Origin of the sequence: Novacetimonas maltaceti, assembly GCF_002906255.1 — a bacterium.
Taxonomy (GTDB): domain Bacteria; phylum Pseudomonadota; class Alphaproteobacteria; order Acetobacterales; family Acetobacteraceae; genus Novacetimonas; species Novacetimonas maltaceti.
The window spans coordinates 42081-65616 of record NZ_POTC01000014.1 but is presented as its reverse complement, the minus strand read 5'-3'; the positions used below and the strand labels follow the sequence as shown (position 1 = coordinate 65616).

At 63.1% G+C, this 23536-nt stretch carries 24 protein-coding genes, 1 tRNA gene and 1 pseudogene; 14 read left to right on the top strand and 12 right to left on the bottom strand.

Features of this window, described 5'->3' with window-relative positions; translation table 11 throughout:
- Positions 1 to 4: 4 nt before the first annotated feature.
- The 3 genes from obgE to rplU all read right to left on the bottom strand — a co-directional run bounded on the left by obgE (position 5) and on the right by rplU (position 1829).
- On the bottom strand, positions 5 to 1024 hold the full coding sequence (gene obgE / locus KMAL_RS07245; RefSeq protein WP_110095073.1) for a GTPase ObgE: 1020 nt from the start codon (positions 1022 to 1024) through the stop codon (positions 5 to 7).
- A 144-nt stretch (positions 1025 to 1168) separates the two neighbouring features.
- A complete protein-coding gene (gene rpmA / locus KMAL_RS07240; protein ID WP_003620528.1) occupies positions 1169 to 1438 on the bottom strand; it encodes a 50S ribosomal protein L27 in 270 nt (89 codons plus the stop codon).
- A 76-nt stretch (positions 1439 to 1514) separates the two neighbouring features.
- On the bottom strand, positions 1515 to 1829 hold the full coding sequence (gene rplU / locus KMAL_RS07235) for a 50S ribosomal protein L21 (protein WP_110095072.1): 315 nt from the start codon (positions 1827 to 1829) through the stop codon (positions 1515 to 1517).
- Between the two features lie 304 nt (positions 1830 to 2133).
- Here rplU and KMAL_RS07230 point away from each other — a divergent pair.
- A tRNA-Ser gene (locus KMAL_RS07230) sits at positions 2134 to 2223 on the top strand.
- A 142-nt stretch (positions 2224 to 2365) separates the two neighbouring features.
- Here KMAL_RS07230 and guaD read toward each other — a convergent pair.
- The 4 genes from guaD to KMAL_RS07210 all read right to left on the bottom strand — a co-directional run bounded on the left by guaD (position 2366) and on the right by KMAL_RS07210 (position 7718).
- Positions 2366 to 3676 carry a guanine deaminase gene (guaD, locus tag KMAL_RS07225; protein WP_239020009.1) on the bottom strand — a complete coding sequence of 437 codons (1311 nt, stop codon included), beginning with the start codon at positions 3674 to 3676 and terminating at the stop codon, positions 2366 to 2368.
- A gap of 61 nt (positions 3677 to 3737) precedes the next feature.
- Positions 3738 to 5936, bottom strand: a complete 2199-nt coding sequence (locus KMAL_RS07220) for an FUSC family protein (protein WP_110095070.1) — start codon at positions 5934 to 5936, stop codon at positions 3738 to 3740.
- A gap of 178 nt (positions 5937 to 6114) precedes the next feature.
- On the bottom strand, positions 6115 to 7335 hold the full coding sequence (locus KMAL_RS07215) for a UdgX family uracil-DNA binding protein (RefSeq protein ID WP_110095069.1): 1221 nt from the start codon (positions 7333 to 7335) through the stop codon (positions 6115 to 6117).
- Between the two features lie 50 nt (positions 7336 to 7385).
- Complete coding sequence (locus KMAL_RS07210; RefSeq protein ID WP_110095068.1) at positions 7386 to 7718, bottom strand: TIGR01244 family sulfur transferase; 333 nt, start codon at positions 7716 to 7718, stop codon at positions 7386 to 7388.
- A 314-nt stretch (positions 7719 to 8032) separates the two neighbouring features.
- Between KMAL_RS07210 and KMAL_RS07205 the strand changes: the two genes are divergently transcribed.
- The 4 genes from KMAL_RS07205 (at position 8033) to ihfB (ending at position 10662) form a co-directional block, all read left to right on the top strand.
- Complete coding sequence (locus KMAL_RS07205; RefSeq protein ID WP_110095067.1) at positions 8033 to 8452, top strand: ArsR/SmtB family transcription factor; 420 nt, start codon at positions 8033 to 8035, stop codon at positions 8450 to 8452.
- Between the two features lie 387 nt (positions 8453 to 8839).
- Entirely contained in the window at positions 8840 to 9304 is a 465-nt protein-coding gene (locus KMAL_RS07200) for a MucR family transcriptional regulator (RefSeq protein ID WP_110095066.1), read from the top strand.
- A 91-nt stretch (positions 9305 to 9395) separates the two neighbouring features.
- Positions 9396 to 10340, top strand: a complete 945-nt coding sequence (sppA, locus tag KMAL_RS07195) for a signal peptide peptidase SppA (protein WP_110095065.1) — start codon at positions 9396 to 9398, stop codon at positions 10338 to 10340.
- 25 nt (positions 10341 to 10365) lie between these two features.
- On the top strand, positions 10366 to 10662 hold the full coding sequence (ihfB, locus tag KMAL_RS07190; RefSeq protein ID WP_110095064.1) for an integration host factor subunit beta: 297 nt from the start codon (positions 10366 to 10368) through the stop codon (positions 10660 to 10662).
- A 96-nt stretch (positions 10663 to 10758) separates the two neighbouring features.
- Here the strand turns inward: ihfB and KMAL_RS07185 are convergent, their stop codons facing one another.
- Both KMAL_RS07185 and trxB read right to left on the bottom strand, forming a co-directional pair.
- A complete protein-coding gene (locus KMAL_RS07185) occupies positions 10759 to 11643 on the bottom strand; it encodes a LysR family transcriptional regulator (protein WP_040510888.1) in 885 nt (294 codons plus the stop codon).
- 78 nt (positions 11644 to 11721) lie between these two features.
- Complete coding sequence (gene trxB, locus KMAL_RS07180; RefSeq protein WP_110095063.1) at positions 11722 to 12699, bottom strand: thioredoxin-disulfide reductase; 978 nt, start codon at positions 12697 to 12699, stop codon at positions 11722 to 11724.
- Between the two features lie 154 nt (positions 12700 to 12853).
- On the opposite strand from trxB, the gene KMAL_RS07175 reads away from it, so the two are divergent.
- From KMAL_RS07175 to KMAL_RS07165, 3 genes are read left to right on the top strand one after another with little or no spacing between them, the layout of a single operon-like run.
- Entirely contained in the window at positions 12854 to 13324 is a 471-nt protein-coding gene (locus KMAL_RS07175) for an Lrp/AsnC family transcriptional regulator (RefSeq protein WP_040510887.1), read from the top strand.
- Positions 13325 to 13381: 57 nt separating this feature from the next.
- The gene (locus KMAL_RS07170; protein ID WP_146044172.1) at positions 13382 to 13654 is read left to right on the top strand and encodes a glycosyltransferase family protein; all 273 of its coding nucleotides are present in this window, start codon (positions 13382 to 13384) and stop codon (positions 13652 to 13654) included.
- Positions 13651 to 15237, top strand: a complete 1587-nt coding sequence (locus KMAL_RS07165) for an ArnT family glycosyltransferase (protein WP_338043484.1) — start codon at positions 13651 to 13653, stop codon at positions 15235 to 15237. The genes KMAL_RS07170 and KMAL_RS07165 overlap by 4 nt, the downstream gene beginning before the upstream one ends.
- Positions 15238 to 15283: 46 nt before the next feature.
- Here KMAL_RS07165 and KMAL_RS17560 read toward each other — a convergent pair.
- From KMAL_RS17560 to KMAL_RS07150, 3 genes and pseudogenes are all read right to left on the bottom strand, one after another.
- Positions 15284 to 15433, bottom strand: a pseudogene (locus tag KMAL_RS17560) (response regulator); the annotation flags it as partial.
- Between the two features lie 38 nt (positions 15434 to 15471).
- Positions 15472 to 15975 (bottom strand): NUDIX hydrolase, encoded by a 504-nt coding sequence (locus KMAL_RS07155; RefSeq protein WP_110095060.1) that lies wholly within the window; start codon positions 15973 to 15975, stop codon positions 15472 to 15474.
- 87 nt (positions 15976 to 16062) lie between these two features.
- Complete coding sequence (locus tag KMAL_RS07150) at positions 16063 to 16464, bottom strand: hypothetical protein (protein WP_239020008.1); 402 nt, start codon at positions 16462 to 16464, stop codon at positions 16063 to 16065.
- Between the two features lie 199 nt (positions 16465 to 16663).
- Here KMAL_RS07150 and guaA point away from each other — a divergent pair, with 199 nt between their 5' ends.
- From guaA to KMAL_RS17550, 6 genes are all read left to right on the top strand, one after another.
- Positions 16664 to 18274, top strand: coding sequence for a glutamine-hydrolyzing GMP synthase (gene guaA, locus KMAL_RS07145; RefSeq protein WP_110095059.1), 1611 nt, complete (start codon positions 16664 to 16666; stop codon positions 18272 to 18274).
- A gap of 372 nt (positions 18275 to 18646) precedes the next feature.
- Complete coding sequence (locus KMAL_RS07140; protein WP_110095058.1) at positions 18647 to 18991, top strand: hypothetical protein; 345 nt, start codon at positions 18647 to 18649, stop codon at positions 18989 to 18991.
- Between the two features lie 275 nt (positions 18992 to 19266).
- A complete protein-coding gene (locus KMAL_RS07135) occupies positions 19267 to 20190 on the top strand; it encodes a hypothetical protein (protein ID WP_146044171.1) in 924 nt (307 codons plus the stop codon).
- A 356-nt stretch (positions 20191 to 20546) separates the two neighbouring features.
- Complete coding sequence (gene dpdA, locus KMAL_RS07130) at positions 20547 to 21836, top strand: tRNA-guanine transglycosylase DpdA (protein WP_110095056.1); 1290 nt, start codon at positions 20547 to 20549, stop codon at positions 21834 to 21836.
- Between the two features lie 4 nt (positions 21837 to 21840).
- On the top strand, positions 21841 to 22926 hold the full coding sequence (gene dbpB, locus KMAL_RS17555; protein WP_110095055.1) for a DGQHR domain-containing protein DpdB: 1086 nt from the start codon (positions 21841 to 21843) through the stop codon (positions 22924 to 22926).
- Positions 22927 to 23033: 107 nt separating this feature from the next.
- A complete protein-coding gene (locus tag KMAL_RS17550) occupies positions 23034 to 23495 on the top strand; it encodes a VUT family protein (RefSeq protein ID WP_239020007.1) in 462 nt (153 codons plus the stop codon).
- Positions 23496 to 23536 lie beyond the last annotated feature (41 nt).

The following is a 23536-nucleotide window of genomic DNA, read 5'->3' as shown; positions in this document are numbered from 1 at the left end:
CGTTTCAGGCGGTGGCGTCGGCTTCGTCCGCGCGGATGCGGGTGATCTGGTCCTGCACAAGGCGCAGCACCCTGTCCACGCCCTGGCGCGAGACGCCGGACATGGTCATGACCGGCGCGCCGCTGGCCTGTTCAAGCTGCGCGCGGCGTTCGGCGATTTCCTCGTCCGACATCGCATCGATCTTGTTCAGGACAATGATTTCCGGCTTTTCCGACAGGCCGCCACCATATTCGTGCAGTTCGTGGCGTATGGTGCGCCAGGCTTCGACCACGTCGTCCTGCGTGCCGTCGATCAGGTGGACAAGCACCGCGCAGCGTTCGACATGGCCAAGGAAACGATCGCCAAGGCCCGTGCCCTCATGCGCGCCTTCGATCAGGCCGGGAATGTCGGCAATGACGAATTCTTCCGTGACCGACAGGCGCACGACGCCAAGCTGCGGATGCAGGGTGGTGAAGGGATAATCGGCGATCTTGGGCCGCGCGGCGGAAACGACCGACAGGAACGTCGACTTGCCCGCGTTCGGCAGGCCGACAAGGCCCGCATCGGCAATCAGCTTCAGCCGCAGCCAGACCCAGCGTTCCTCCCCCGGCCAGCCGGGATCGGCCCGGCGGGGGGCGCGGTTGGTGCTGGTCTTGTAATGCGCATTGCCCCGGCCGCCATCGCCCCCACGGCACAGGAGCAGGCGCTTGCCTGCCTCATCAAGGTCGCCAAGCAGCGTTTCGCGGTCATCATCGAAGATCTGCGTGCCCACGGGCACCTGGATGACAACCGGTGCGGCCGCGGCGCCGGTGCGGTCCGACCCCGCGCCATTGCCGCCCTTGCGCGCGCGGAAATGCTGCGTATAGCGGAAATCGATCAGCGTGTTGAGGTTGGGCACGGCCACGAAGATGATATCGCCGCCACGTCCGCCATTGCCGCCATCGGGGCCGCCGAATTCGATATATTTTTCGCGCCGGAACGCAATGACGCCGTCACCGCCGTCGCCGGATTTCACGAAAATTTTGGCCTGATCAAGAAACTTCATCGCTCACGGGTCCGATCTGGGCCGGTGGCAGCCCCATGGACGTGTCTGATACCAGAAACACGCCGTGGTATCGATACGAAAAAGGGGACGGCCCCACGTGACCGTCCCCTCTGCTCGAAACTGTCTCCCGGGTGGGAGCAGTCCTTATTCCGCCGCTGCGGGCAGGGCTTCGACCGAAACATGCACGCGGCCTTCGGCGCGGCGTTCGAACTTCACATGCCCGTCGACGAGCGAGAAGATCGTGTGGTCGCGGCCGAGGCCGACATTCTGGCCCGGCTTCATCTTCGTGCCGCGCTGGCGCACGATGATGTTGCCCGCGATGACGCTTTCGCCACCGAACTTCTTGACGCCGAGACGGCGGCCGGCGCTATCGCGCCCGTTGCGGGAGGAACCGCCTGCCTTTTTTTGTGCCATTGCCTGAACTCCTGAAACTTGTTGACTGATCTTGACCTGAACCGCCGGGCGTTAGCGCCGCGTGGCGGCCTGGGGATCAGGCAGCGTTGATTGCGGCGATACGCACCACGGTCACGGGCTGACGGTGGCCGTTCTTGCGGCGGCTGTTCTGCCGACGGCGCTTCTTGAAGATGATCACCTTCGCCAGACGGTCCTGCGCGATCACGGTCGCGGTGACGGTCGCGCCGGCAACGGTGGGGCTGCCGATCTTCGCTTCGCCTTCGCCGCCAACGGCGAGGACCTGGTCGAACGTGATGGTGGCGCCGGCTTCGGCTTCCAGCTTCTCGATCTTCAGGACGGTGTCCTTGGAAACGCGGTACTGCTTTCCGCCCGTGCGGATGACTGCAAACATAATTCTCTATCTTTCCGATCTCTGGGTCAGCGCGGCCCCATCGGGAGGAAGGGTGCAGGCGGCATGGCCCGGTCGCTTTTTGACATTGGCCGCGAAACCACGCGCGGCACCCCCTGTTCTGCGCAGGGATTTGAGGGCTGGCTTCTATCGGGCTATTCCCGGCCCGTCAACCGCTATTCCCGCTTTTTTCGCAATTCCCCGCCCGCCTGCGGGCAAGGGGGCAGGGGGATGCAAAAAATATCCATCGCCCCCTTGCACACGTGGCGGGCGCACCGTATAAGCCCGCACCAACACCGCTGACATTGGAGAGGTGCCGGAGCGGTCGAACGGGGCGGTCTCGAAAACCGTTGTGCGTGCAAGCGTACCGTGGGTTCGAATCCCACCCTCTCCGCCAGTGTCGCATAAGGGGCTGTTCACGGTCATGCTGGACCGGACGCCCCTGGAAAATCCCAGAAAACAGAAGAAGTCTCTGGTGAAGCTTTTTTCAAAAAGCTTCGGAAGAAGCTGCCTTTGTAAAAAGCAGCCCATATCCCGTGTCAGGCACGTTCATGCACCTTGCGTCCCGCGACATAGGTTGCGCGGATGCTGCGGTCATCGCCCAGCATCATCAGGGAAAACAGCAGGTCGCTGATCGAATCGCACGACTGCGCGCGCAGGGCCTGCAGCGGTGTCGCGGCCGGGTCGAGGATGCACAGGTCGGCCTCCATCCCCGGAGCGATCGTCCCGATCCTGTGGTCGAGGTGCAGCGCGCGTGCACCGCCCGCCGTCGCCAGCCAGAACGCCTGCGCGGGATGGAGGCGATGGCCGGTGCCCTGCGCGATCTTGTAGGCTTCGTTCAGGCTCTGCAACTGCGACAGGCTGGTGCCCGCGCCAATGTCCGTCCCCAGCCCGACACGCACTGGACGACGCGGGTCCATCGCATCGAACAGGCGGAAGCTGCCGCTGCCAAGGAACAGGTTGGAGGTCGGGCAGTGCGCCAGCGCGCATCCGCTGTCATGGCAGGTCGCAAGGTCGGGTTCATCAACATGGATGGCATGGCCAAGGATGGCACGCGGGCGCACCAGTCCCGCATGTGCATAGACATCCAGATACGAACGCCGCGCGGGAAACAGTTGGCGCACCCATGCGACTTCATCCACATTTTCCGCAAGGTGGGTCTGCATGAACACGCTGTCGTCGCGCGCAAGCAGTGCGCCGGCAAGTTCAAGCTGTTCCTCGCTGCTCGTGGGGGCGAAGCGGGGGGTGACGGCATACATCTGCCGCCCGCGCCCGTGCCAGTGCTCCATCAGTGCGAGGGAGTCGTCATATCCGCCCTGGGCCGTATCGCGCAGGTCGGGGGGCGCGTTGCGGTCCATCAGCACCTTGCCTGCGATCATCAGCGTGTTGAGGCGCTCTGATTCGGTAAAGAACGCCTCCACCGACTGGGGATGCACGGTACAGAAAACGGCCGCCGTGGTCGTGCCGCATCGCAGCAGTTCGGTCAGGAACCGGCGCGCGATGTCGTGCGCATGGGCCGGGTCGCAAAAGCGGCTTTCGGTCGGGAAGGTGTAGCGTTCCAGCCATTCCAGCAACTGTTCACCATAGGCGGCGATCATCGGCAGTTGCGGGTAATGGACATGGGTGTCCACGAAACCGGCGGAAATCAGGCAGTCGGGATAATGCACCACCTGCGTGCCGGCGGGCAGGTGGGGCAGGGTATCCGCATACGCGCCCATCCGTTCGATCCGCCCGTCGCGGATGATGACCAGCCCGTCTTCCTCATGATGGAGGGCGGCAACCGGGTCGGTGACAAACGGGTTGTCGCGGAAGGTGACCACCCGTCCCCGCAGGGCGAGGGTATCGTGCATGCGCGCTGCGGTCATGTGGCCCCGGTTGATGCGAGGGGTGAAAAATGGTCTCCCGCCGTTCCTAGCCGATCATCTCGCTGGAGCGGTAGGGTTGCGAGGCGTCAAGGAACGCCGCGTTCGCATCCAGTTCATAGGAAATGACCAGCAGATAGGCAATGGCGCGCGTCATTTCCACGCGGGCGGTGATGTTGGTTTCCTTCCCCTCCAGCACGCGCAGCACCCGCGTCGCGCCACGCGCCACGCGGGCGGTGCGGCCATAGCGGCCGCTGAACTGCGCCATGCGGTGCAGGAACAGCGTGATCGCGCGGTTGGCGGAGTCCGGCAGCTTGCTGCGTTCCAGCACGACGCGCAGGCGGATGATGTTCAGCCCGATCGTCATGGCCGACAGCGTGCCCTGCAGGTAGGCCTCGATCGTGGGGGAAGGGGTCGGCCCCGCATGGCGGATCAGGCGGGAGAAGCGGTCGGTGTTGCGCCCGATCCACGCCCGCGGCTGCGGCAGCGGGTTGGCCGACGCCAGGTGGCGCAGGTCATGCAGGGTGCGGTTGCGCATGCGCCAGCGTTCCTCGTCACTGTCGAACGGCAGCACGGCACGGAAGATCAGCACGGCGAAGCCGATGCTGCACAGCAGGGCGAAGGCCGCGTTGAAATAGGCGATTTCGTTCAGGCGCGTCTGGTTGCCCGGGCCGACAAGGGCAGGCAGGAACAGCGAATAGGACGCGGCCGCCCCCGCCGTCGCCGGGTTGCGCGCCGCAAGGCCGCCCGCGATCATCGGCAGGGCAAGCACGGCGGCCAGCATTTCGAATTCCGCAGGGCGCGGGACGAACAGCAGCACGAGGAAGGCCGACACGAACACCGCCCAGCACGCGCCGCGCAGGAAGTTCATGGTGCCGAGGACCGGGTTTTCACGCGTGGCGAACAGGCCGCATGTCACGGCGACCATGGTGATGAAGCCGATGCCGTTCGGCCACGCCGTGATTTCCCAGATCAGCGCCGACGCGCCGATCGCGACCGCCGCGCGGATGCCGTTGTACAGGGCTTCCTTGAAATCGCGGTGGGCCTGCAGGCGGAAATGGAAATGGTCGCCACGGATCTCGTGCTGGCTGGCGTCGAATTCCGCGACCGCCTGTTCCAGTTCCCCCAGGAGTTCATCAAGCGCATTGTGCAGGATGCGGCAGTTGAGCAGCCGTTCGATCGTCTCCGTATCGTGCGGCTCCACTGCGGCGAGTTCTTCGGTCAGAGCGTCGATGATGCGCTGGCGGCAGACGCTGCGCAGGTCCTGCAGGTCCGACATGACCTGCGGGATCTGCGTGTCGGATTCCAGCCGCGCCGGAAGGCCAAGCAGGAAGGAGCGCGTCAGCAGGCTGGTTTCGGTAAAGACCGGATTGACCGTGCCCAGCGCCTTGATGCGCGCCATCATCCCCAGTCCGCGCGACAGCAGGACGGAGACCGCCGCAAGGGCCGCGCGCGCATGGTCGCCCTCATGCCCGTGGGGGCCCATCTCCACTTCGCTGAATTCGATCTGGTCATTGATCGACAGGATCGTGCCGAACAGCGCGCGCGAACGCACGAATGCCTGCTCGTCCCCCGCCAGCAGGTTCGCCACCGCTTCGGTGGAGGTGCTCAGCGCGGTCTGGATCTTCTGCCGCATGTTCTTCTTCGCGGCGGTGGCGAGGTTGTGCGCGAACAGCACCGCGACCAGCGTCTCGCACGAGATGCCGAGCACGATGTAGGTCGTGCGCGACATGGTAATCATGAAGATGTTGTCGGGGTCCTGACTGGCCGCGAGCGCGATGATCGCACATGTATAGCCCGACAGCACCAGCGCGTAGGAACGGAAGTTGCGCACCAGTGTCGCGCAACCGCAGCAGATGCCGATCCAGATGCTCAGCGCCGGGAAGAACAGCCACGGCGCCTGTGGGAAGGAACAGACGATCACCACCGCGCTGGTCGCGCCAAGCGCCGTGCCCACCAGGCGCCATCGCGCCTTTGACAGGCTTTCCCCGCGCGATCCCTGCGCCACGATCCACACGGTCATGGCCGCCCATGGCGGGCTGTCGAGTTCCATCCACATCGCGATGGTCAGCGCCATGAGGGCGGCGAACGTCGTGCGCAGCGCAAAGGCCAGCGCCTCTGGCGTGGGAGCGTAGAGCCACTTGAGGCGACTCATGCGGTTATAGCCGGGGGGCGAGAGAATCGAGAAATCTCGTCCACGAAAGACACGCGCGATGAAAGAGGGAACGATCTTCAGGTCAGCAGGCACAATATGCGGCTTCCGGCGGTACTGGGGGCGGTCCCTTGATAAACCAAGAATGCGGCAGGTAACGGTGTCGGGAGCGCATATCAGTCATTGGCTTTCCTCGTGGCAGGGCATGAAGTGCCTGCCATGGAAAGGATATCCGCGCCTCATTTGTTCCATTCGTGAATGGATGGAATCCAGATCACGCCGCAATCAGGCGGCCCGCAAGGCGCAGATCCTCGACAAAGCGCTGGTATTCGCGGGTTCGCGCCTCTTCTGTGGGCTGGCGCAGCAGGAAGGAGGGGTGGACCGTCACCAGCCCGCACGTCCCGTCGTCGAGCGTCACCGGACGTGATCTTTCGCGTCCTATAACGACAGGACGTTGCAGGATTGCGCTGGCCGCAGTCGCGCCCAGCATCACCAGCAGCCGGGGGCGAATCAGCCGGCGTTCCGCCTGCAGCCATGGGGCGCAGGCGCGGATTTCCTCCACCCCGGCCTTCTGGTGGATGCGCCGGCCGTTGCGGTTGAAGAATTTGAAATGCTTGACCGTATTGGTCACATAAACATGATCGCGCGCGATGCCGGCTTCCTGCAGGGCGCGGTCGAACAACTGCCCCGCCGGGCCGACGAAGGGGCGGCCGATCCGGTCTTCCTGGTCGCCGGGTTGTTCGCCCACGAACATGAGGGGGGCTGTTGCCTCGCCCTCGCCAAAGACGGTCTGGGTCGCATGGTGCGCCATGGCGCAGACCAGGCAGGAACGCGCGGTCTCCGCCACGGCAGGCAGGGCGGTGATGCGGTCGATGTCCATCCCCTCCACCAGTGGCAGCGCGGGGGAGGGAAAGGAAGCGGGATCGGCGTCCTGTAGCGGCGCGCCGAGGTGCAGCGAGGTGCCATCCCACTGCATCATGTTGTCCTGCAGTTCCATCCGCCACGGGTGAAACGAAAACTGCAGGGTGACGAAGCGTGCATTGCATTGTGCGACAAAGCCGCCGGGCCGGTCCCAGCGCAGGGCATCGGCAGGCGTGTCCGATGCCGCGACATGTGCCCGGAACGCACGTGTCTGTTCGCATGCCTCCTGCGCAAGGTGACGGGCGCGCGTGCCATCGGCGTCCTCGGCATGGGAAGGGGTTGTCCCGCGAACCTGCCGCAGCACCAGTCGGTAGGCGAGGTCAAGGCGGTCCGGCGCCCCCGTCTGCATCACGTCTTCGACCAGGCGCATCAGCGTGCGCGGGACACCAAAGGTGGCGCGTGCCTGCGCATCGACGCGCAGGGGAGGGGTGAGGCCGACGGGCGTGGCCGTATCCGCCGGGTCACGGATGCGCCACGTGATCTCCTCCGCCGCGACATCGTGCAGGATCAGGGTGCGCGTGGCGTTGCGCCATGTCACGAAATCCAGACAGTGGGCCAGGACGACCGTGGGCATGACGCGATCCCTGAAACGTGAAGGTGGCGGAACTGCTGCGACGGGACGGATCAGCCCTGCTGGGCAAGGGTCCAGAGTTGCCCGACGCGGTTGCCCGAACGGCAGTAGCCCAGAATCGGGCCGTTCATTTCCTTCAGCGCCCGGCGCATCTGCGTGACTTCATGTTCGGTGATGTGCCCCGGCACCACGGGCAGGAAGGCGAACTGCAGGCCGGCGGCCACGGCGGCGTCCTTCAGGCTTTCGGCTGTCGGCTGCCCATATTCCTCCGCATCGGGGCGCATGCAGATGATGCTGCGGAATCCCTGACTGACGATCGTGGGCAGGTCATCGGGCGTGATCTGTGACGCGGCGGTGAAGTCGGGGCTGAGGGCATAGAGTTGCATCGTATGAATCCTGAATCCGGTGCGCGGGAAGTAAGTATCCGGGTATGCGCCCATCCGCCGGAGGATGGCAAACCGTTAACTGATTAATATATTCGTGTATGTAAAATAATCCGTATTTTATGTAAACTCCCGCCCCGTCACCGGCGTAATTGGTATTACGGCGGAGGGCAGGTCCATGTCGGCACGCCGGGCGTGTCAACATGGTGGTGACGGCAGGGTTGCATATGTCCGTCGTGGGATTAGGAAGTGGCTTCCTTTTTATTTACGGCCGTCGGATTTCGGCAATGTTACGGTAACTGATCATGAATGCGATAATGGACAGGCTTCCCCGCACGCGTGAGGCCGCGGAACTTCTGGCCCAGCGCCTGCGCCTCTTTGCCCAGCCCCAGCGGTTGCTGGTGCTTGCGACCCTGCTGGAAGGGGAGAAGAGCGTCGGCCAGATCGAAAGCGCCACAAGTATAGGCCAGCCAACACTGAGCCAGCAGCTTGCGGAATTGCGGCGGGCGGAAATCGTCGTGACGCGGAAGGAAGCGCGCCAGGTCATCTACCGGATCATTACGGACGAAGAAGCGACACGTATTCGCCTGATGTTTTCAATAATGGACCCGGAGGTCGATATCTCTGACGCGGTTCCCGGCGTACAGGACAGTCCGGCAGTGGGAACGAACACGTCCGCCGCCCGCCCGGCGCAGGTATCGGCCGCACGTTTTGCACGCATTGCGTGCGGGGAATAGTGTCGCTGTTCCTGTCCCCATCATGTTGTGACAGGATGATGCGCACGATTTTTCCCCTGTCGCGGCGGGGTTGAATAATCATTATTTTAAGTTTTAAAAAATGTTACATCAGGTTTCAATCTGAACATGTGTTTTACAATTTTGATGCGGTCAAATCCTGCGTGAAAAGGGCCGTATATCGTGAAAACCATTGTCCAGCGCAGGTCCGGCATGATGGTTTCGTGATGGGGTCTGGGTGTTTATTGTCGGTTCTTTCCGTATTTTAATCTGAACCGTGATGACACGAGTATTGTATTTGGGTGTTTTATTGGGTAGTGCGTATTCAGGACACAGATGGCGGCTGTTTTAAGGCGGCATGCATCATGATTGAAGAAATGGAACAGAATTATGTCTGACGCTGAACAGGATTTCTCTTTTCTTGAACTGACCACGCAGATCGTGTCGGCTCATGTTTCCAATAACGCCGTCGGGGCGGATACTGTTCCTGATCTCATCAAGCAGGTGTATCAGGCCCTCACATCCCTTGATCAGCCGCAGGTCGAACCTGAAAAGCTGCAGCCCGCCGTGCCGATCAAGCGTTCCGTCTTCCCCGACTACATCGTCTGCCTTGAAGACGGCAAGAAGCTCAAGATGCTCAAGCGGCACCTGCAGAGCGCGTATGGCATGACGCCCGAACAGTACCGTGAGCGCTGGGGCCTGCCGAGCGACTATCCCATGGTCGCCCCCAACTATGCCGAACGCCGTTCCACCCTGGCGCGTGAAATCGGCCTGGGACGCAAGATCACCGCAGCGCCGAGCGAAGGCAGCGCCGAAACCCCGGCCAAGCAGCGTCGTGGACGCAAGGCATCCTGAAACAGGACATGATGATGCCCGGCCATGGGATGCCATGGCCGGGTCCTGTTCCGGTTCCCTGTCGTCGCAGTCATGAAGTCGCGTGAACCGCATGGCGTTTGATGCAGATATGACACTGGAACGCCAGTCCCTGCGGCGGCGGCTGGTGCTATGGCGTATTGCGGCGGTCGCCATATTTGCCTGCGGCCTTCTGGCCGTGGCAGGCCGGGCCGTATGGAGCGGGCATGTTCCGGCCCGCGACCATATTGTACGCCTGCGTATAGAGGGCGTGGTCGGCGCCGATACCACCAGGACGCTCGCCCTGATCCGCAAGGCCCGCACCGACCCCGCCGTCAAGGGCATGCTGCTGGATATCAACACCCCCGGTGGCGCCGTCACCGGGGGCGAGACGCTGCACGATGCCGTTGCGGAATTCGCGCGGCACAAGCCCGTCGCGGTATCGATGGGCAGCCTTGCCGCGTCGGCGGGATACATGATCGCCGTTCCCGCGCAGCGCCTGTTCGCCCATCATTCCACCCTGACCGGGTCCATCGGCGTCATCATGCAGGCCCCCGATGTGTCGGGCCTGCTCGACAGGGTGGGGGTGCATGTCGATCAGTTGGTTTCCGGCCCGATGAAGGGGCAGCCGTCCGTCGTGCAGCCCCTCTCCCCGCAGGGGCGGCAGATGCTGCAGGGCGTGGTGTCCGACCTGTATGACATGTTTGTCACCATGGTGGCGCAGGGACGGCACATCCCGCGTGAAAGGGTGCTCGAACTGGCGGACGGACGGCCCTATACTGGCGCGCAGGCCCTGTCGCTTGGCCTGGTGGACCAGATCGGGGGAGAGCAGGAGGCAAAGGAATGGTTGATCAACACCCTCCATCTGCCTGACAATGTTGATGTTGAGGATATGAAACCGCGTTCGTCATTTCGCCTTGACTGGATGCGGCATCTGCTGGGAAGTGTCTTGGGTATTGTTACGGAATCGGATCGTCTGGAGGGGCTGTTCAGGCCCGCCGGCGATCTTGACGGAGCCGTTGCGATCTGGAAACCTTAATTTACATAAGACAGAGGGAAGCAGGATGACCAAATCGGAGTTGATTGCCGAACTTGCCGCAGCCAATCCACATCTTCCCGCTCGTGACATAGAGCAGATTGTACAGACCATATTTCATGAAATCAGTGCGGCGCTGGCGCGGGGCGACCGGGTCGAATTGCGTGGTTTTGGCGCATTCACGGTAAAAAAGCGGGATTCGCGCACGGGCCGTAACCCGCGCACGGGTGAAATCGTCGCGGTGGAGGAAAAGGTCGTCCCGTTTTTCAAGGCAGGCAAGGAACTGCGTGAACGGGTGAACCATCAGGATGGGGCGGACGGCTGACGGGGATCCCGCAACATCCATGGCTGCCACATTACGAAAAAGGCCCTGCCATCATGGCAGGGCCTTTTTTCATTGGTCTGTCATGTGCGGGCGCAATTAGTGGCGGGCGTTGATTTCCGCCAGCAGGAAGTCACGGAACACGGCCACGCGCTTGGAGGTGCGCAGCTCCTCCGGATACACGAAATAGGCATCCACGGTGGGAAGCGGCACTTCGGGCAGGATCTTTACAAGGTTGGGATACTGGTTCGCGGCATAGAGCGGGATCGACCCGATTCCGATGCCGGCGGCAATGGCGCCGGCCATGGCGGCAAGGCTGTTGACCTCCAGCCGCGCCTGGCGGCGTTCGTCCGACGGCACCCCGGTTTCCGCCAGCCAGTTGATGTGCGGCACCGGCGGATGATACCCGCCGAACAGCACCAGCTTGTGGGCGTTAAGCTCCTCCAGCGTGGTGGGGGTGCCGTGTTCGTTGAGGTAGGACTGCGCGGCATAGATCGGCAGGGGGAAATCCGCCAGGTGCCGCTGGATCAGGTCGGGCTGGCGCGGCGGGTGCATGCGCACCGCGACATCCGCCTCACGCATGCCCAGATCGAGGTCGTTGTCCTCAAGGATCAGGGTGATGGAGATATCGGGGTTGGTGTCCATGAACCGGTGCAGGCGCGGCGTCAGCCAGCAGGTGCCGAACCCGGTCGTGGTCGTGACCCGCAGGCGTCCTGCCGCCTTTTCCTTGCTTTCCGTCAGCAGTGACTGCGTCATCGCCAGCTTGGAGAAGACCTCACGCACCGTCTGGTTCAGGGTCTCGCCCTGTTCGGTCAGGATCAGGCCACGTGCGTGCCGATGGAAGAGGGGAACCTGCAGCGCTTCTTCCAGAGCGGAGATCTGTCGGGAGACCGCAGACTGGCTCAGGTTAAGCACGTCGCCGGCGTGGGTGAAGGACCCAGCCTCGGCTACTGCATGAAATATCCGGAGTTTATCCCAGTCCACGCGTTGACTCCGTTCCTAATTCTAAATTTGCCATTTGTTATGACGTTCTGGCTGTGGTGAAGGAAATACCAGTGCAGGTCAAGAACTATGGCCAGTTTGTGACGGATTTTCTGCCAGGAACCGTTCGGCTTCCAGCGCCGCCATGCATCCGGTGCCCGCTGCCGTGATGGCCTGGCGGAAGATCCTGTCCTGCACGTCGCCCGCCGCGAACACGCCCGCGACCGATGTGCGGGTACTGCCGGGCGTGGTGGTGATGTAGCCTTCCGCGTCGATGTCGATCTGCCCCTTGAACAGTTCGGTGTTCGGGCTGTGGCCGATGGCGACGAACACGCCGTCGGTCTCCACCGTGGAGGGGGTGTTCGTCACGGTATCGTGAACTTCGATGCTGGTGACGACCGGCGGCGTCCCCGATGCGATGATGCGATCGACCACCGTGTTCCACATGACCGAAATGCGCGGGTTGGCGAACAGGCGGTCCTGCAGGATCTTTTCCGCGCGCAGCGTGTCGCGCCGGTGGATCAGGGTGACGTGGGTTGCGTGGTGCGTCAGGTAGAGCGCTTCCTCCACCGCCGTGTTGCCGCCACCGATGACGACCACGCGCCTGCCGCGATAGAAGAAGCCGTCGCATGTCGCGCAGGCCGATACGCCATTGCCCTGGTATTCCTTTTCGCCCGGGATCCCCAGCCAGCGCGCCTGCGCGCCGGTGGCGATGACGACGCTGCGGGCAAGGTAGATGTCTTCCGAATCCCCGACCGCACGGAACAGGCCCGTCTGCGCATCGCGCGTCAGGCTGCACGAGACGATGATGTCATCCACCAGCTTCGTGCCGACATGTTCGGCCTGCGCCGCCATCTGCATCATCAGTTCGGGTCCCTGCACGCCCTTGGCGAACCCGGGATAGTTCTCGACATCCGTCGTGATCATCAACTGTCCCCCCGGCTGCAGCCCGGCGACAAGGATGGGGGACAGGCTGGCGCGCGCGGCATAGATGGCGGCCGTGTATCCGGCGGGGCCTGCGCCGATGACAAGCAGGTCGGTGGTATATGTGTTGGGCATGGGATCAGAACCGGTTGAATCAGTGGTCGGAGGGATGATGACGGGAATGGTATGATCGTCCACTGGCGTGAAGGCAAGGGTTGCGGTAGGAGAGGCGTCATCATCGCATATCGGGACATGATGACGATCCCGGGGAATTATGATTGCAACGTGCATGGCGGAACGGATGACGGAACTCGACGCGATTGACCGGCGGATTGTTGCCGAACTTCAGGCCGATGGACGCATGACGAATGTCGAACTGGCGCGCCGGGTGGGCATCTCCGCCCCGCCATGCCTGCGTCGTGTCAGGCGGCTGGAGGAGGAGAAGGTCATCCTCGGCTATCATGCACAGACCGACGCGGCGAGCCTTGGCTGGTCGATCACGCTGTTCGCCCTCATCGGCCTCGACAGCCAGAAGGAGGCGGTCCTTTCCGCGTTCGAGGCGGAGATTTCGGCATGGCCCGAAGTGCGCGAATGCCACATGATCCGCGGCGGGGGGGATTTCCTCGTGCGTCTGGTCGCGCGTGACGCGACGCATGAAAACATGCTGACGCGCCGCCTGACCGAAGCGGCCCATGTGGTCCGGGTCCAGACGCTGCAGACCATCCGCAGCAGCCTTGAACGGCCGGGTGTCCCGGTCTGATTGCATCATGGCGTGGCCATGCACGGGCCACGGCCTGCCGGAAGGATGGGGACGCTGATGTCGGATGCTGGCATGCGGGTGGCGCGCAGGTTCATGCCCGTGGATGTCAGTGACCCGATGAGCGGCTTTTTCGCGATCCGCCGCGCCCTGTTCACCGCGACCGCGCCCCGCCTGTCGGGCACGGGGTTCAAGATCCTGCTCGACATCATCATGTCGGTCCCGATGCCCCTGCGCGTGGCGCAAATCCCGTTCATCTTCCGCAGTCGCGCGGCGATCGCCGCGGTCTGGAATTATGCCGTGTCCTCCACCCTCATATGGAAAATCCGGTGACGTCATTGCGCTCATGGTGCTGGCTGCTGGTGGTGACGCTGTGCCTGCGGCTTGTCCTTGGCTGGTACCTGCCCGTCTCCCCGGACGAGGCCTATTACTGGGTCTGGGCCCATGCGCCCGCGATGGGGTATCTGGACCATCCCCCGATGGTCGCGGTGTGGATCCGTGCCGGATGCGCGCTGTTCGGCGATGGCGGGGCGGGCATCCGCTGGATCGGGACGGTGGCCGCCATGGCCGCGATCCCGTTCCTGGCGCAGGCAGTCCGCGACTTTCATGCGCCCGCTCCCGAAGCCCCCGGCGAGGCGGCGCGTGTGGCGGGCATCCGTGGCGTGGCGCTGCTGCAGGCGACGTTGGCAATGGGGGTCAATGCGGTGGTCATGACGCCCGATACGCCGCTGCTGTTCTTCACCACGCTCATGCTATGGGCGGTCGGGCGGCTGATGGCGACGGGGCGGGCATGCTGGTGGCTGGTCTGCGGGGCGGCGCTGGGGCTGGCGTTCGACAGCAAATATACCGCCGTCCTGCCCGGTGCGGGAATTGTGGCGTGGCTGGTGCTGCACCGCACGGGACGCGCCTGGCTGCGTCGTCCCGCGCCATGGGCGGGCGCTCTGGTGGCGGTGGCCGTCATCTCGCCCGTGATCTGGTGGAACGCGACCCACCACTGGGCCAGCCTGCTGCGGCAGGGGGGGCGTGTGGGGGACTGGCATGCGGGGCGTGCGCTTGGCTTCCTTGGCGAACTGGTTGGCGGGCAGGTGGGGCTGGCGACGCCGGGCATCTTCGTGCTGTTCATGGCGGGGGCGGTGCTGGTGGCGCGCAATGCGCGGCGCGTGCCGGCGCAGGGTGTCCTGCTGTGGATGATGCTGGTGCCCACGGCCGTGTTCGTGACGCATGCGCTGGGCGACCGGGTGCAGGCGAACTGGCCGGTCATCATCTACCCGCTGCTGGCGGTCGCGGCGGCGCAGGTCGCGTGGAAAGGGTGGAAGCCCGCCGTGATGCTGGGAGGGGGCATGTGCGCTCTGGTCTTCATCCAGGCCGCGTTCGAACCCCTGTCACTGTCCGCGCACACGGATGTCATGCTGCGGCAGGTAGGGGGATGGCCCGAACTTGCGCAGGAGGTGGAGGGACGCGCCATGCCGGGCGATTTCGTCACGGCCTGCGATTACGGCACGGCATCCGAACTGGCGCTGTACCTGCCGCGTCGCGTCGTGGTCGCGATGGAGCCGCGATGGGCGCTGTTCAACCTGCCGCATGAGATCCGGGGCGAGGGACTGATGCTGTGCAATCCCCGGCGCACGTTCGACCGGCGGTATTTCGCCTCGGTCGAACCCGTGGGCAGCGTGACCCGCCATGGACGTATCCGCGATGCCGAAAGGCTGGATGTCTATCGCGTACGCATGAACGATCCGGTGCCGCCGGACCTGCGGCCGGAGGTTGCCGTCCTGTCGCGCACTCTTATGGCGGTGACGCGGGCATCCGGGCCGCAAGACAGGACTCAAGCTGCGCCATCAGCGCCTTCATGCGGAACGGCTTGCTCAGCCCCGGAAGGTCCGGATGACGGCCAAGGCGGTCAGGATCCCCACTGATGAGGATGACCGGCACGTCCTTTGCGCGCAGGGCCGCGATCACCCCATCCGGTGCGCCATCAGGCAGCGTCAGGTCCACCAGTGCCGCATCGAACGTGTCGTGTGACAGTGTCTCCATCGCGCAGGCCACGCTGGGGCATGAGGTCACCTGAAGGCCCGACGCCTCGATGACGGTCAGGAGCAGGTTCGCGATCATTTCCTCGTCTTCAATGACAAGGACGCGGCGGCTGTGTGTCATGTGTCTGTCCCTTCGGTCACTGGAACCCGGCCGTCCCCGCGATGCTGCGTCGCGTGGGGCCAGGCGATGACCCCACGTGGCGACAGCGCAAGTTCCCCCAGTTCCAGCAGTCCCTTGCTGAAGAGGGCGGGATTGTCACGCACTTGTGACAGGTCGAACCATCCGACATCGCACGCATCATCCCCCGCCCGCAGGGTATCGGCCCCCGTATCGCGGCATTTCACCGCCACGATCAGGTAATGGAAGCGCAGGACACCCCCTGCGTCACGGTCGATGAGGTCAAAGGCCGTCAGCGGCCCCTGCGCCTCTGTCACGAAGCCCGTTTCCTCGTGCAGTTCGCGCTCGGCGGCGTGCATGAAGCTTTCCCCGGCATTGATGCGGCCGCCGGGAAACCCCCACAGCCCCTGGTCCGGGGGATTGCGCCGTTGCACCAGCAGCAGGCGTTCACCACGCGTCACGACCGCAAGCACCGCACCGGAAATTGTCGAGATCCCAGACATGCCGGCATTATAGCGTCCGGCCCGCGCAAAAGGCCATGCGCGGACAGGGTATGGGTGATGCCTATTGCGTGAGGGTGTCCGCCGCCCTCAGTTCGGGCGGGTCAGCACGATATGCGCGCGGCAGCGTGGCGTGCCATAGGTGCCCACGATCGTGTCGCCCTGGGGGTGCGCCTCGAACACCATCGGGAACGGCTTGCTGCCCGGCGGGGTCAGGAGCGCCTGCAGGTGGTAGTGCAGGTGCTGTGGTTCGGGCTTGCCGCGCAGCGCGACCGACCCGTCGGCGGGGGTGAAGGTCGTGCGCGTCTGGTCCACCTGGAAGGTGGAAGGCGCGCGCGTTTCCTCGCACGTGCCCTGGTCGGCCACCAGCGTGCCGGTCCACAGCCCGAGCGGGTCGTGCTGGGCATCCGCCGCATGCGCCGATGCGGGTGAAAAAAACGCGGCGCCTGTGGCCGCCATCAGGAAAAACAGGCCGGCATGCAAGGTTTTCATGTTGTAACCATGTGATTTCACCCCGAAAAAAATCAAGATGCGAAGATGGCGCAATATCTCCGCCGGGCCACTTATTCAGCCGACATGCACAATGATGTTGTGCTACGTCATCTGGCAACGCATATCCGACATCTGCAACGTCAGGCCCGGCAGGGGCCATGCGCGTTGCATGCGTCATGCCGCGACCGAAAGAGTGAGAATGAGCGAGAGTGTGAAAGCATCCCAGATCGACAGCGCAGGAGAGGTCCTGGAAGAGACCCTGCACGAAGACCGGATCCTGATCCTTGATTTCGGCAGCCAGGTGACCCAGCTGATCGCGCGCCGCGTCCGTGAAAGCGGCGTGTACTGCGAAATCTGGCCCTTTTCCAGTGATGAGGCGAAAATACGCGCCTTTGCCCCGAAGGGGATCATCCTGTCCGGCAGCCCGGCAAGCGTGCTTGACGAGGGCGCGCCACGGATTCCGGATGTCGTCTTTGCCCTGAACGTGCCCGTGCTGGGCATCTGCTATGGCCAGCAGGCCATGTGCCTGCAGCTTGGCGGCAGCGTGGAGCATCACGAGCATCGCGAGTTCGGTCGCGCCCATATCGAGATCATCAAGGACTGCGCCCTGTTCCGTGGTACATGGGCGCGCGGCAGCCGTGAACAGGTCTGGATGAGCCATGGCGACCGCGTGACGAAGCTGCCCCCCGGTTTCCAGGCCGTCGCCGTGAGCGAGGGCGCGCCCTATGCCATCATCGCGGACGAGGGGCGGCGCCTGTATGGCGTGCAGTTCCATCCGGAGGTGGTCCATACCCCCCATGGCGCGGCGCTGCTGCGCAATTTCACCCACGATGTCGTTGGGTGCCGGGGCACGTGGACCATGGCCGGTTTCCGCGACATGGAAATCGCGCGCATCCGCGAACAGGTCGGCAAGGGCCGGGTGATCTGCGGCCTGTCGGGTGGCGTGGATTCCTCGGTCGCGGCGGTGCTGATCCATCAGGCCATCGGGGACCAGTTGACCTGCATCTTCGTCGATCCGGGCATCCTGCGCGCAGGGGAGGCGGATGAGGTCATCAAGACGTTCCGCGACCGCTTCAACATCCGCCTGATCCATCGCGATGCGTCGGACCTGTTCCTTTCCGCGCTGGAGGGGGTGAGCGATCCGGAGATCAAGCGCAAGACCATCGGCCGCCTGTTCATCGAGGTGTTCGAGGAAGAGGCCGCCAAGCTGGGTGGGGCGGAGTTCCTGGCACAGGGGACGCTGTATCCCGACGTCATCGAAAGCGTCAGCTTCACCGGCGGTCCGTCCGTCACCATCAAGTCGCACCATAATGTCGGTGGCCTGCCTGAGCGGATGAAGATGAAGCTGGTCGAACCGCTTCGTGAACTGTTCAAGGACGAGGTCCGTGCCCTTGGCCGCGAACTTGACATCCCCGAGGCGATCGTCGGACGCCACCCGTTCCCCGGACCTGGGCTGGCCATCCGTATCCCCGGTGCGATCACGCGCGAAAAGCTCGCCCTGCTGCGGCGCGTCGATACGGTCTTCCTGGAGGAGATCCGCGCGGCAGGACTGTATGACGCCATCTGGCAGGCCTTTGCCGTGCTGCTGCCGGTGCGGACCGTGGGCGTCATGGGCGATGGGCGCACATATGATTACGCCTGCGCGCTGCGTGCCGTCACCAGCACGGATGGCATGACGGCCGATGTCTATCCGTTCGACATGGGCTTCCTCAACCGTGTTGCAGGCCGCATCGTCAACGAGATCCGTGGCATCAACCGCGTGACCTATGACATCACCTCCAAACCGCCCGGCACGATCGAGTGGGAATGAAAAGTAGTTATCTGTATTGAATAGAGTGTCTATATTATAAATCTGGTTTTTTATTAGCCTTCAGGAGACATGCTTCACAAGTGTGCCTCCTGAAGGATTTTTTTATGCGAATAAATATATTTCCATGAAATAAATTAGATATTTATTTTTAAAATATTGTGAAAAAGTAGAATGATAAAATTATTTATTATAATTATTGTGGGGAATGCAGCAGCATGGTGCGCATGAAAAGCGTAATTGCGACCATGGGTCTTGATGGGGGGTATCGGCGCTGCTGGATACCGTGGAATGTATCGTTGCAGGTCTTGCAGGTCTTGCAGGGCTTTGTGGTGATGGCAATATTTGTCGCAGTGCATTGTCAGGAGAAGAAGATTGGAAAAAACAGCACGCATTCGCAACCGTCACCCGGACTGCATCGTGGGGACGCGCCTCAGGGCAGGCAATTCCTATCGCATGCGGATATGGAACGGTGAAAGTGCTCCCGCGCCAGACGATGATGGTGAGGTTATTGATTTCATCGGATATTTTACAAAAGAGGGCAAGGCCGCAGGACCGTTTAAAATGCGCGACCTGAAAGGCGGCAATATTGTCTGTCGGGTCAATTACCGCGGGCATGTGACCGACATCATCGGGGATGTGGGCGTGTGGTGGACCAATCCCGATATGTCTTCACGACGCAATCGCGTGTCCTTTCTGACAATGCCGGTTTCAGCCTGACCCCACAGCAGGTCGGAACATCGCCTGCAACCGGGTCACAGGCTGTTGATGCTGGCATGGTCGGGCTGGCCTTCTGGGCTGCCCATCATGCGCAGGCCGGATCGTTTTCGGCCCTGTGCCATGCCATGGGCAGGATTTCTTCAGGTTCTTGATCCGGCGGGAATGCCGAATTCATTGCGGGTGGGGAAAGGCGGCAAAAAAATCCATTCCGTATGGCTGGTTTCAGGCGTGAATGATAAGAAAACTGGGAGTTTGACAGAGGAAAGCGCACATTCGTGCCGTTAGTGATCACCACCTGCACAAATCGCAAGCGCAAGCCCGTTGCCGGGCACATGCGTGTATCATCCCTGCCGCCCGCTGCGACCGGTGACCTCGCAGCCGCATGGGCAGGGCGGCTGCGGGCGGAGAAGGACAGGTTTCCCGCCCTGCATATCTATGGCGGGCGACTGTTTCAGGATGCCATCGCAGCGGCCGGGACCCTTGGGGCGCGTATGCTGGTCATTTCCGCCGGGCTCGGGGTTGTCGATGCCGACGATGTCGTGCCGCCTTATGGCTGCACCGTCCTTGCAGGCGTGGCGGACAGCATTTCGGCACGGGCGACGGACGCATTCTCATCGCGGGAATGGTGGGACGCCCTGACGCGGGTTTCCCCATTTTCGCGGATGCTGGGTGATGCAGTCACCGCATCGGACGGACTGGTCTGCGCCGCACTGTCGGATGCCTATATCACGATGGTTGCAGGCGACCTCGAGGCTCTGCCGGAGGATGCCCTTGCCCGCCTTCGCCTGTTCACGCGCACGCCGTCCGAACGGGTGCCCCTGGCCCTGCGCTCCTGCGTCATGCCCTATGACGATCGCCTTGATGGTCCCGACAGCACGATGCGCGGCACACGCAGTGACTTTGCCGGGCGCGCGCTGCGGCATTTTGTCGAACGGATTGCCGTGCCCGATGACCCGCGACCGGTTGCGGCACATGCTGCGGCCGTACGGAATGCCCTGTCCGGCTGGCGCCTGCCACGGCATGTGGCGCGCGTCCGCCATGATGACGCGGAACTGCTGGCGCTGATCCGCAGGCACTGGGCACATAATGGTGGGCATACCGGGCGCCTGCTCCGTTTCTTTCGGGATGAACTGCATGTCTCCTGCGAACAGGGACGCTTCGCCGCCCTTGCCCGTCAGGTGCGGGCCGAACAGGCATGATGGCGTGTCAATTCCCCTCCATTCCTGCCGCAAGGGGCGGGGCGTGCAATGTATGCTATGCTGCCTGTTTACCGGGCGGGCGTTGAGGATACCTTTGCCAGGGCAGGGGGACGGCCGCCAACCGGGAGCAGGATGAGGCACGATGCGGCCATACGCGCAGGGGTCATACACACAGGGGATGTACTGATGGGGCCGATCATGCTAGGTGCCGGGGGCAGTCCGGGCCGGCACGGTCACAGGGCAGGGGGGCGGCCGCCCGGTCCTGCATGGCATGCCATCCGGTCAATATCGCAACATATCTTCAGGCTTGCCGGGCATTTCTTGCATCTTGGACGCGACCTGGCGCAGGGCACCTCATGAAATTCATCTTTGCTGACAGTCTCGACTACGTTGATCCGGCTTTCGACTTCATTGCGGACCGCAGTCCGGCGGAGCGCCAGCCCTACTGGGATGATGCGTATCCGCACGAAATCCTTGGTTATGCGCCCTATGATGGCGTGCTGGTATCGCGCGGGATCGTGGGGGACCATCGCGTAAAGGGCAAGTACACAGCCAGTCAGGCACGGCGCTTCGCGCTTGTGGGCGCGCGCAGGTTCCTGCGCCTCGACAAACCGGAATTCGCCAGCCTCGACATTTTCGGGGACTGCGGGGCGTTTACGTATGTGAACGAGGAGCGTCCGCCCTATTCCCCTGCGGAAATGGTCGAATTCTATGATGAATGCGGGTTCACGCATGGCTGTTCCGTCGATCATATCATCTTTGACTTCGACCCCACCGGCACCGCCATGTCGGGCGGGAGCGAGAGCGCGCGCCAGCGTTTCGAGATCACGCTGGAAAATGCCGACAGCTTCCGCCGCGAGACACTGGCCACGGGGGCCGGGTTCACGCCGCTGGGGGTGGTGCAGGGGTGGTCGCCCGGCAGCATGGCCGAAGCGGCGCGGCGGCTGGTTGCCATGGGGTATGACTACCTTGCCCTTGGTGGCATGGTCCCGCTGAAGTCACCCGACATCAAGCTGTGCCTTGCCGCGATCCGTGAGGCGGTTCCGGCTTCCACGAAGCTGCATATCCTCGGCTTTGCCAAGGCAGGGGACATCGACAGTTTCCACGGCTACGACATCGCCAGTTTCGATACGACATCGCCGCTGATCCGCGCCTTCAAGGATGCAAAACAGAACTACTACCTGCCGGGCAAGGGGCTGGACCTGCGCTATTTCACGTCGATCCGCATCCCACAGGCGATCGAAAACCCCAAATTGCAGCGCAGCGTGAAAAAGGGCATGTTCCGCGCGGAAGACCTGCTGCGCATGGAAGGCGAGGCGCTGGGCCTGCTGCGGGCCTTTGACCGTGGGGAGGCCGAGCTTGAGGAAACCCTGCGCAGCGTCATCGCCTACAGCGCCCCGCTGGTTGAGGAAAAACCATACGAGGACTGTGCCGACAGCCCGAAATTGGCCCAGCTGGCGCAGCGTTACAGCGAGACACTGGCATCACGGCCATGGCGGCAGTGCCAGTGCGCCATCTGCACGGATGCGGGTGTGGACGTCATTGTCTTTCGTGGCAGCAACCGCAATAAACGCCGGGGCATCCATAACCTTGGCGTCTATAAAAACCATATCGAGCGACTGGATCTGAAGCGTGCCGTCAGTTGAAATCATGAAATATCTTTGCGTCAGGGCCCGGCAGAGTGAGGAACATCAGGTGCTCAGCTTCGCGGCGAAGGCTGCGGACATCCTGCGTTTTGCCACCATCGAACGGATCGGTCGCGGTGCGCAGGGGGAACTGAGCGGTTTCCAGCGGCCACAGGTGGCGGGCCATATCCGTGAAATCCGTGATTACCTTGAAAAGCCGGATTCCGTCCTGCCCAATCCGATCGTGATCGCCTTTACCGACCGGGTGACGGTGGAAAACCGCAAGGACGGGCTGGCCCAACTGTCCATCGACATCAGCAAGGGGCCGCCGGGACTGGTGGTGGACGGTCAGCAGCGCCTGTCCGCCCTGGTCGAGGTGGACCGTGATTTCGAGGTCTTTGTCTCCGTCCTCGTCTGCCGGGACGAGGCGGAACTGCGCCGGCAGTTCGTCCTGATCAACAATACGAAGCCACTGCCCAAGTCGCTGGTCTATGAACTGCTGCCGACGGTCACCAACCTGCCGCCGCGCCTTGGCCGGCGCTCCATTGCGGCAGACGTGACGGCAATGCTCAATTTTGACCATGCCTCCTCGCTGCGGGGCCGTATCAAGCAGCATACCTGTCCCGAGGGGATCATTTCCGACACGGTGATGCAGAAGATCATCATGGAATCCCTGAGCAACGGGGTCATGCGCGACCTCAGCCGCGGCCCCCACGGGCAGGACCGTTGCGTGAAACTGATTTCCAACTTCTTCCAGGCCGTGAAAAACGTGTTCCCCGATGCCTGGCACGGGCACAAGCCGTCTTCCTCGCGCCTGCTGCATGGCGCGGGCATACAGGCGATGGGCGATGTGATGGAAGTGCTGGCGGAGCGGGCCAACGCGCGTGAGGTGGCGGATTTCCAGTCCGGGCTGCAATGCCTGCGGGATCGCACCGCATGGACGGCGGGCGAATGGCAGTTCGACGGGGAAGTGCGGCGCTGGAACTCGCTGCAGAACATCAACCGCGATGTCGCGCTGCTCAAGCACTACCTTGTGGGGATTGTGAAGGCGGATATCCGCAGGAACAGGAAGCCTGCGGCGGCCCCTCTGCTCGATGCGGTGGAGCGGTAAGGCATGAAACCGACCGATGCGCGCCGCCGCACGGAGGGCGCAGTTTTTTTTTAGGCTTCGCGGCCTGCGTACCGCTGGCGAACTGGCTGATCAACAATGTCGGCACGGTGTGCGCGCCGCATGCGCCCTGCCTGCTGCCGGTGGCGCCGGGACTGATGGCGCCCAGTGGCGTGCTGATGGTGGGCGTGGCGCTGATCCTGCGTGACCTGGTGCAGCGCCGGCTTGGCCTGTCATGGTCGGTCATCGCCATTGCCGTGGGCGCGGTCTTTTCCGCGCTGTTTGCCGCACCTTCGCTGGTGGTCGCCTCCACGGTGGCGTTCGCGGTGTCCGAAACGGCGGACCTTCTGATCTATACCCCGCTGCAGCGGCGCAATTTCGTGGTGGCCGCGTTCCTCAGCGGGATCGGCAGCGTGTGCGTCGACAGCATGGCGTTCCTGATGCTGGCCTTTGGCAACCTGGACCTGCTGTCCGGGCAGGTCGTCGGCAAGGCATGGATGATCATCCTCGCGCTGCCGCTGTTGCAGTGGCTTCGTAAAAGGGACCGCATGATGGGCATGGAACCGGCCTGACCCCCCCGGTTGTCATGACGATGTCGTTTCAATACCACTAA